8 protein-coding genes and 2 pseudogenes are annotated in these 8,613 nt (G+C 60.6%); 8 read left to right on the top strand and 2 right to left on the bottom strand.

The annotated features are described in order from the left end of the window. The 3 genes and pseudogenes from MKL01_RS34220 to wrbA form a co-directional block, all read left to right on the top strand. A pseudogene (locus tag MKL01_RS34220) lies at positions 1-234 on the top strand (hypothetical protein); the annotation flags it as partial. 147 nt (positions 235-381) lie between these two features. After that, complete coding sequence (locus tag MKL01_RS34215) at positions 382-675, top strand: hypothetical protein (RefSeq protein ID WP_243909624.1); 294 nt, start codon at positions 382-384, stop codon at positions 673-675. Positions 676-684: 9 nt separating this feature from the next. Then, positions 685-1,338, top strand: coding sequence for an NAD(P)H:quinone oxidoreductase (gene wrbA / locus MKL01_RS34210; protein WP_243909623.1), 654 nt, complete (start codon positions 685-687; stop codon positions 1,336-1,338). On the opposite strand, the gene MKL01_RS34205 is transcribed toward wrbA, so the two are convergent. After that, positions 1,335-1,511 carry a hypothetical protein gene (locus tag MKL01_RS34205; RefSeq protein ID WP_243909622.1) on the bottom strand — a complete coding sequence of 59 codons (177 nt, stop codon included), beginning with the start codon at positions 1,509-1,511 and terminating at the stop codon, positions 1,335-1,337. The genes wrbA and MKL01_RS34205 overlap by 4 nt on opposite strands. Before the next feature lie 552 nt (positions 1,512-2,063). Here MKL01_RS34205 and MKL01_RS34200 point away from each other — a divergent pair. The 4 genes from MKL01_RS34200 (at position 2,064) to MKL01_RS34185 (ending at position 6,409) form a co-directional block, all read left to right on the top strand. Beyond that, positions 2,064-2,561: a hypothetical protein gene (locus MKL01_RS34200; protein WP_243909621.1), complete on the top strand. Its 498-nt coding sequence runs from the start codon at positions 2,064-2,066 to the stop codon at positions 2,559-2,561. Next, positions 2,561-2,752: a hypothetical protein gene (locus MKL01_RS34195; protein ID WP_243909620.1), complete on the top strand. Its 192-nt coding sequence runs from the start codon at positions 2,561-2,563 to the stop codon at positions 2,750-2,752. Before MKL01_RS34200 ends, MKL01_RS34195 begins: the two co-directional genes overlap by 1 nt. Before the next feature lie 425 nt (positions 2,753-3,177). Then, a complete protein-coding gene (locus MKL01_RS34190) occupies positions 3,178-4,839 on the top strand; it encodes a tyrosine-type recombinase/integrase (RefSeq protein WP_243909619.1) in 1,662 nt (553 codons plus the stop codon). Between the two features lie 697 nt (positions 4,840-5,536). Next, complete coding sequence (locus MKL01_RS34185) at positions 5,537-6,409, top strand: hypothetical protein (RefSeq protein WP_243909618.1); 873 nt, start codon at positions 5,537-5,539, stop codon at positions 6,407-6,409. Positions 6,410-6,591: 182 nt separating this feature from the next. On the opposite strand, the pseudogene MKL01_RS34180 reads toward MKL01_RS34185, so the two are convergent. After that, a pseudogene (locus tag MKL01_RS34180) lies at positions 6,592-7,342 on the bottom strand (IS3 family transposase); the annotation flags it as partial. Between the two features lie 203 nt (positions 7,343-7,545). Here MKL01_RS34180 and MKL01_RS34175 point away from each other — a divergent pair. Next, positions 7,546-7,986 (top strand): hypothetical protein, encoded by a 441-nt coding sequence (locus MKL01_RS34175; RefSeq protein WP_243909617.1) that lies wholly within the window; start codon positions 7,546-7,548, stop codon positions 7,984-7,986. Positions 7,987-8,613 lie beyond the last annotated feature (627 nt).

Here is an 8,613-nt window from a genome sequence, read left to right as displayed (position 1 = left end):
CGTCTGGAGGAAAACGCCATGTCGTTGAAGACACTTGCCCTCGCTGCTGCGTTCACGCTCGCAGTCACGGGAGTGGCTCTCGCGCAGATGCCCGCTGGCGGAGGCAGCGCACAGAGCAACATGAACAACCCGGGCAGCGTGAAGAGCCCGTCGCAGAAGCGCATGGGTGGCCAGCGGAGCATGATGCGCATGAAGCATCACCGGCGTCACCACATGCGTCGCTCCCGGATGTGACGTGAACTGCCCCGCGGCCTGGATCCGCGGGGCTACTCCCATGTGCGTCCAGTGATCCGAGAGCCATAGCGCCACAGGATCGGACCTCTCACACCGCCGCCCCGTTGCATCTTCATGCCTGCATCTGCGGGCAAGCGAGGTTCATCGGTGGCAGAACAACTCTCAGGCCAGGACGTCCGGCAGGGAAAGCGCGGCAAACCGGCGCTCTACGTCCTGATTATCAGTCTCGGCCTGATGCTGGCAGCGCTGGCAGGGCTGATGACGTGGCAGGGCGGAACTTCACCTCCGGACTATGCGAGTCAGAGCCAGAGCGCCTCACGCAAGCAGATCACCGGAACCGAGAGTGGCCAGGGCGGCACGATATCGCCGTCCAACAGCACCGCTGTTCCGGGCGGCAACCCGTCCTACCCGCAGCCGGCGGCACGTAGCGCCAATCCATAGGAGGACGACGTGGCCGACCAGACATCCGATCCGACCCGCCTGCTCATCGTCTACTACTCACGCAGCGGCAGCGTCGAGAAGCTCGCGAGCGCTGCTGCCGATGCCGCGCGAGAGGCCGGTGCTGCGGTGCGCATGCGCAGAACCCGAGAGGTGGTCGACGCGGCAGCGATGGCCAAGGTCGATGGCTGGATCGATAATGCGGCACGGCAGAACGCATTGTACGAGGCGCCCTCGCACGAGGACGCGGAGTGGGCGGATGCGATCCTGTTCGGCACGCCGAGCTACTTCGGCGCAATGGCGACCGAGCTGAAGACTTTCCTCGACCTGCTCGGCCCGCAGTGGAAGCGGGGCGCCCTGGCCGGCAAAGTCGGGGGCGCATTCGCGGCGGCGTCCTGGCCGCACGGCGGTTCCGAGGTGGTCACGCTGTCGCTGTACGCCCCGATGGCGCACCTGGGCATGGTAATCCTGCCGACCGGCTACACCGACGAAGCGATGCTGGAGGCAGGCTCGCCCTATGGTGCATCCACGATCGTCGGCAAGGAGAACCGGCCGCCACGGTCTGAGGATCTGAACGCTGCGCGCCATCAAGGCCGACGGATGGTGGCGATTGCCGGTGCGTTGATCGCAGCCGGCGAGATGCCTAGCCGAAAGGCTGCAGACTAAGCCAAGCCGTCCTTGGCCGCCTCGTCCGGATCGTCAGGCTTCCTCTCGGCCTCTTTCACCACGTCGTTGCTCTCAGGCTCGGTCCGGATTGTTGGGTCGGGGACGTTGACGTTCCGGATCGGCACCGTGGGCGGCACGACGCTCAGACCCGGGGGCTTGTCGGTGTCGGCCATCACATCCCCTCGAATTTCTACCAAAACGGCGCCTCGGTGATCATCCCGCTCGGTCAGTCCAATCGCGGCGCTCGATGCCGCTCGCGCCTCCACAGCGCGACGGCGACGCGGCGAGCCTCGTAGGATCGCCGAAGCGGTGTGCCGAGGCCACCCTGACCCTCCGGGGCGTAGGCGTAGATCAGAACGCCATCCGGCCCATAGTTCCGACGCATCTCGGCCCGCCAGAGGCTATCCGCTGCCGCCAGCGCGCTCTCCGTTACAGCGAGACGGTTGAGCTCCGGCGAGGTGGAAGGCTGGGCGTTCATGCGCCTCAACGCGCCGATCATACGGAAGGTCCGCCTCGACATCGGCGTCAGCACTCGCCATCCTGAACCCATGCCAACGCGGCACGGCCAGCCCTACGATCCGCACCCAGGCACTCGACCCTGTGGCGTTCAGCCCGCACATGGTCGAGCCGGAATGCCTGACAGCCTTCTCGCATCCGCTTGAGCAGATCGGTAAGCGGCTCCGAGAGAAGTTCAAGCAGGCCCACGCAGCCGCGGCAGGTCGGCCATGACCGCCTCCACCCGGCGCGCCGCGCTCGGCGCCATCTTCGCCACCCCGCTAGCATCCGTGACAGCGGTTGCCCTGACTGGCGAAATCGCCAGTGACCTGCCGGACCACGAGGCCCGGTTCCTCGCTCTTGCACCTGTGCTGCTGCCGAAGCTGGTCGAGTACGACCGGCTCTGGGCTGAGTCGACCCAACTCTACAGCGTCGCCGAACGAGCGCACCCGCACCCTGATCCGCGGGTCTTCGATCTGGACGCGCTGAAGGAGCCGGCCCGGCGGCTGGTGGCTGCGCCTGAATGGATCGCCTACCTCGACGCTCGGAGACCGGCGGACGATCTGGACAGCGACATCGACGAGACCGTGGCACCTTTTATGGATCTGGCGATGGTGAGCCTCTCGGCGATCCTATTGAAGTACCGGATCGGCATGACGCTGCCCCAGTACGAGGACGACGCCATCAGCGACCTCAGCCGGCTGGCGAAGGAGGTGCTGTGCGCCTGATGAGCTCCTTTATCGTCGCGGTGGCGTGGTGGCACACGCGGCGGGTCCGCCGTGCCACCCACGCCATGCGCAGGGTGAACTTCTACGCCACGCGCAGCCTGCGGACGCTGATCGCTGTCGGTCGAGGTCCGATCCCACTTACCGCCAGCGGCGCGCCGGCGATCCCGCCCATGCCGGTGCTGTGCAGGTAGGGGGTGGTGAATACCCACCCCCTTTCGACACGAGCGCAAATCCGCGTCGGTCCATGCCGCCAAGTTGGCGACTTGGTCAGCCGAGGGTTCGCCAAGCTGGCGAGGGCTAAGTTGAGCTCAGGGGCACCTGCGCCGTGGGTACCATCGGCATCCACGCCCGCTCCAACGAAGGGGGCGAAGCTTGAGGAGACGGGCGCGGACGATCGGTCTGGTACCGATCAGCCGAAGCTAATCTCTGGAAGCTGACGGTCCGTCACCAAACGGGACGCATTTGACAGACCTCGCGAACGCCGCTCGCGCATCCGGGGCAGGCAGTTGACTCCACCACGATCCAAGAGCGTTTATTGGACAACGCTTGGACGAGAGAAGCTCGCTGGCGAGCCAAGTCATTGAGAAAATTGGCGCACCCGACACGATTCGAACGTGTGACCTTTGCCTTCGGAGTGTACGGCAGACAGTTTTACTGGTCGCCGCGAGCGTTCAAGAATAATGCGCTCGACCGCGACAGTCGTTACCAAGGTGTTGTTCCGGAAGGGAAATGGCCTCAGCAGCCGCGTCACCGCCCGGAACGCTCCACTCGGCCGTCGCCGGACAACGCATCCGCCGCTTGGCACACCTTTGGCACACCTACCGCGAAGCACACGATTTTCATGCCTTCCCCCCGCACGTCCGCCCGTACGCACCTACGCGATCAGCAGCGCGATACCTTCGAGCGCTTCGGGCGTCTCGACCTCGGACACGGTGTCAATCTTTATCGGCACCCGCGCTCGCAATTCATCTACGCCGACTACCGGGTTGGCGACGAGCGCGTGCGCGAATCGACCAAGACCACCGACCTCGTGATGGCGGAGGAGGTCGCGGTTCGCCGCCGCAAGGCGTTCGAAACCCGCGCGAAAGCCGGACAGCCCATCTCCTTGAGCGGACCGAGCGTCGGCGACATCCTGAAGCGCTATGTCGAGGACCTCGACCGGCGCTTCGACGCCGGGGAGCGGAAGCTCGGGCCGGAGATCTCGGTCATGCGTCGCAACTTCTTGCCGTTCTGGCAGCAGGTGCCGCTGGCTGATCTCGGTCGGCAGCAGTTCTACGCCTGGGAACGCTGGCGTCTTGAGCAGAACGGGGAGGGGGCTGCCGTCGCGCCCTATCGGCGTGGAGGCCAGACGGTGTCGGTCGGACGCCGCCTCAAGCCGCCGTCCGCCCCGACCCTTCGGCGGGAGAAGCAGTATTTCGTGAAGGCCATGGCGTGGGCGAGCGATCGGCCCACGCCCCTCGTCGGCGACGAGGTCGTTCACGAACTCCGCCATCTGCCGCGTCCGCGTGAGACCAAGAAGCAGCGGGCCGCCGAGGACCGGCGCGATGCGCTTTCGCGCGAGCAGGTGGCGGCCCTCCTCGAAGAGTTCGATCGCATCGAGGACGCTGAACGCGCGCGCGTTCGAAAGCTGGGGGAGGGGGGTAAGTGCAGGAACTATGACCGGCGCTTGATGACGCTGCACGTGCGGCTGCTGCTGTGCTCGGGCATGCGCCCCGGCGCCGAGATCCTCGAACTAACCTGGGATCGCGTCCGCCACACCCGCAACGAGCATGGCGAGGACATCGTGGTGATCGACCCTTGCGGCGACGGCAAGACCGGCCCGCGGATGGTGAACTGTGACCCTGAGGCACTTGATGTGCTCACGGATCTGCGCGCGCTCCTCAGCGAGTTCGGCTTTGCGACCACGGGGCGTACACCTCTCTGGCCATCGCGCCGCGGTGGAGTCGTGCAGGACATGGGTACGAGCTTCAAATCGGCCCTTCGACGGCTCGGGTTTCAGGCAGATGCTTCCGGTGGGGCCCTCTACATCTGTCGGCACACCTACCTGACCGAACGGCTGCGGCGGGGGGTCACTTCGGACATCCTGGCGATCAACTGCGGCACCTCCGTCGAGATGATCAGCCGCCACTACAACCACCTTCGGGCGGAACATATCCGGGGCGCGCTCCGTCCGGCAGATCCCCGGAGCCCGCTTCGCCTCAAATCCAGCCCGTCGCCGAAGGCAGATGCTTCTAAGATCGGGCTCACCCCAAGCGGGCAGATCCTCATCTTCCGCTGAAATTGTGGGGGCGGAACCACACGGACCTCGCAGCAGCAAAGGCGCGGCCTCCATCAATCCTTGGACGCCACGCGGGGATCGTTCTACCGGGAAGCCGCTTGCCCTTGACCGATTGGACCGCAAGGTTGTTCGTCCGAGTCACCAGAGAAATACTAGTGTCAACGACGCATTTGATGGTTGATCGGAGCAATCACGGAAATGTTACTACCTGTAAATCAACTTATAGTTGAATCAACAACAGCAATCCCAAGTGCGCACAATCATACAAAAAAAGGTATTGCGTAGTTCAACTCATCCTAGATGAGATAGCTGATGCCGAGACGCCGTTGGCGACGTATCAGATCCACCGATCTACAGCCGGATCAAGTCCTTTTATAGGCCAAAAAGCTTATAAACGACAGTCATAATCCTATAAGCAATTGATTTTGCTTAGATTTTAAGTGTACTATCTTAGGCCGTGCTACCAATGAAGATCCATACGCTCATCTTCGAAGCAACACCTATAGCAGGGGGTGGCCGGCGGAGAACAACCACCGGCAGATCTATGGACGATGTTTTTGAACAACCATCAAGAAGCAAATCCCCACGGAAGCCCCGCTAAATTTTAAGTTATACCAACCACCATTGAGTTCATCGACGTCAACGCATAAAATTTCGCATAAGACGCTGACATCGGATGCAGCGAACAGGAGCGAATATGCGCAATTGGTCCGCAAGCTACCCCGACTTCGTAAACTCGATGCGATGGGGAAGATGCTTCAAAATCGTTAAAGACGATAATCAAGGCTCTATTGTCTCATATATCGATGCGATACATAAAAAATATGAGTGGTCATTTGCCAGTTTCGATTTTGGCTTCCTGTTCGACGACCACAATCCGAAATCTATCGATAAGCATTCTTGTGACAGATTGTTTGAAAATGAAATCGAGTCACTGCATGATGGCAGAACACGATTACCTTATGAGGAGTGTGCGTTCCTATTTCGATTCATGCCCACGAGTTCTACACCCGAGGCTGTCAATTTAATACATCTTAAAGAAACCGATCTGGGGATCTCGGGATCGATTTACTTCAAACAGAATCTGATGCCACCCAGGAACTTATGGACCAAGTCACCTGCGGAATTCCTATTGACCAATAATTGGGAGGCTAGAATAAGCTTCGACCCAGATTCCGATCCATCTGAAGAACAGACAAGCGTACAAGTTGTCGATTGTGAAGTGGCGTATATGAGATGCATCTACGGCTTATCTCTACTGAATTCTCATAGACCAACGCTTACATTGATGGATGATGCCACCGAACAGCTTGCCCGTATCAATAGGGTTCGTTTAAAGGCAAAAATTCTGGCCCCTCTTCAAGCGACGTGCGTGATCCAAGTCGATCGGCAAGCCCTATCACGATCGCTGGACAATTCTTTGAAAAAAGTCACTTCGGTACGGCCACATGATCGCCGCGGACATTACAGAAATCTGAGCAACGGCGATAGGAAATGGATCAAATCGACAGTCGTCAATGGCGGTTCTAAATCTTTTCCAGCTTATTCTATCGTTACTCGTTTGACTTAGATACCCTTATCCATGGGAAAATCGTACGCTAATTCAATAAGATAGATGAAACGGCCGAATTAAAATTGGACAGTAGGGCGGGCGATGTGACATGATGGTCCTCACCTGCCCTACCCACCGGGGCACGGTTTCTTTCTAGGGTCACGATGTCTTGGCTCTTTCAGACCGAGGCAGGCGTGTGGCCTGCGAGCTACCCGGATGGCCAAGCATTCGCGGGTGAACTCGTCGAGGACGTTGAGCATCCGGAACTTGCGCCCGTCATGAGTGCGCGCCTCGACGAAGTCGTAGGACCAGACGTGATTGCCGTGCTCCGGGCGCAGCCGGATGCAGGAGCCATCCCCGTCCCACAGCCGTCCACGTTCGGGTTGGCGGGCCGGCACCTTCAGACCCTCCTGCCGCCAGAGGCGCTCGACCCGCTTGTCGTTGATCAGCCAGCCGGCCGCCCGCAGCAGGGCAGCGACCTTCCGGTAGCCGTAGCGCCCATAGGTGCGGGCAAGCTCGATCAGCTCGGTGACGAGCGCGGCCTCGTCATCTTTGCCCCGCGGCAGCTTGCGCTGCGTCGAGCGATGCTGGCCGAGCTCACGACACGCGCGGCGCTCGGAGACCTACAGCACGGTCCGGACATGCTCGATACAGGCGCGTCGGCGCGCGGGGCTGGTCAGTTTCCCGGGCCGCCTCCTGCAGGATCAGCTTGTCGAGCGTGAGATCGGCGATCGCCTTCCGGAGCCGCTGGTTCTCCGTCTCCAGATCCTTCATCCGCCGGACCTGACCGGTCTTCAGGCCGCCGTACTCACGCCGCCAGCGGTAGTACGTCACCTCGCTCACGCCAATCGCGCGGATCGCCTCCGCCACGCTCTGGCCTTGGCCGACCAGCACGTCCGCCTGCCGCAGCTTGGCGACGATCTCCTCAGGCTTGGGTCGCTTCCTCGACATCGATCCGTCCTCCAGGCTCAAAGCCATACCAAAGGGCGGACCACTCTCGTGGGGGCGGATCACCAGCATGCCGCCGATCGCGTCTAAGATTATACGGTTCTGTTTCTTGCGATTACATTTTGACATTTGGACCGGCGATGCGCTTTGGTGTCTCTGTTCATCACCCCCGGTCGAAAATAAATTTTTCAAAGGAGTTTCTATACGTGGATTGTTTTGTCCGCACTCAGCGCACCATGAACGGATATTTCATCGAAACGCCCGGTTTGCATTTCACATCCATCGTCGAGATGGAGCCGAATTGGCTCGACGAGACGACGTTGCAGGTTGCGCTGAGCTATCATGATGATTGGAACCGCCGGCGTTCTTATTCGGCGCAGGCACGTCAAGCGCGTATTCGCGCAAGCGTTCCTGAGCTCAGCGAGGCCCTGAGTTGGTGCGCCGAACGTCGGTTTGGAACGACTGTTCTTTGCGTTGAAGGAAGCATGAACGACCGTCTTGCCCAGAGCTTGAAGGACTGGCAGGCAAACCATGACGGCAGCAACCCCGCCGATATCATGCTAGCTCCCGGCCGCCGCTTTGCTTCCCATCAGCTGAAGTTCAAGACTTGGCAGCAGGCCTTCGAATTTCGCATGCGTTGGTGCTAATTGCAGCTTCAGTATCAGCCGAGAACTGCAGAAAGGCAGATCCTCACGATGCTGGATCAGTAGGAGAGCGCAAGCGCACCGCAACTTCGTTTGAAGGCTCAAGCATCCCCAAAAATCATCCACTCAATTGCTCAGGCATTAGCCGTTATCCCGGTCTTCATCACCGCCAAAGCTTTGCCGTAAGATGGTCGAAGAAGAAGATACGTTTGATGCCTTTGTTATTAGATGTTTGGTCGGCTGGCAGAAATTTATAGGGCTCAGAGACCGCGCCAGCGCACTAAATGACCCAACGAATGGGAGATCGAAACTGCCAAATCGCCAGGAAGCGGACGGTCAGCTTTGCGCCCATCTCAGACATTCAGCGATTACGGTGCGAATCTCCGAAGCGGACGTTCGAACGGTACACATCCAGGTTCGCATCGCCCCATGAGCCGACCAACGAGCGGACCACCTCCGTGCGCTGCACGTCTTCTCACTTGGTCTGCCTCAGAGGAAGCCGATCGAGAACCAGGGGACGAGGATGATGACGAGGAGGCCGGCCAGGAGGGCCACGATGTAGCCGACGATCGGGCGCATCCCGGCGTCGGGATGGATGCGGCTGATCGCGCAGGCGGCGTAGTAGCCGAC

The sequence above is a fragment of the Methylobacterium sp. J-070 genome (assembly GCF_022829385.1).
Lineage (GTDB): Bacteria > Pseudomonadota > Alphaproteobacteria > Rhizobiales > Beijerinckiaceae > Methylobacterium.
This window is presented reverse-complemented; position numbering and strand designations above follow the sequence as displayed.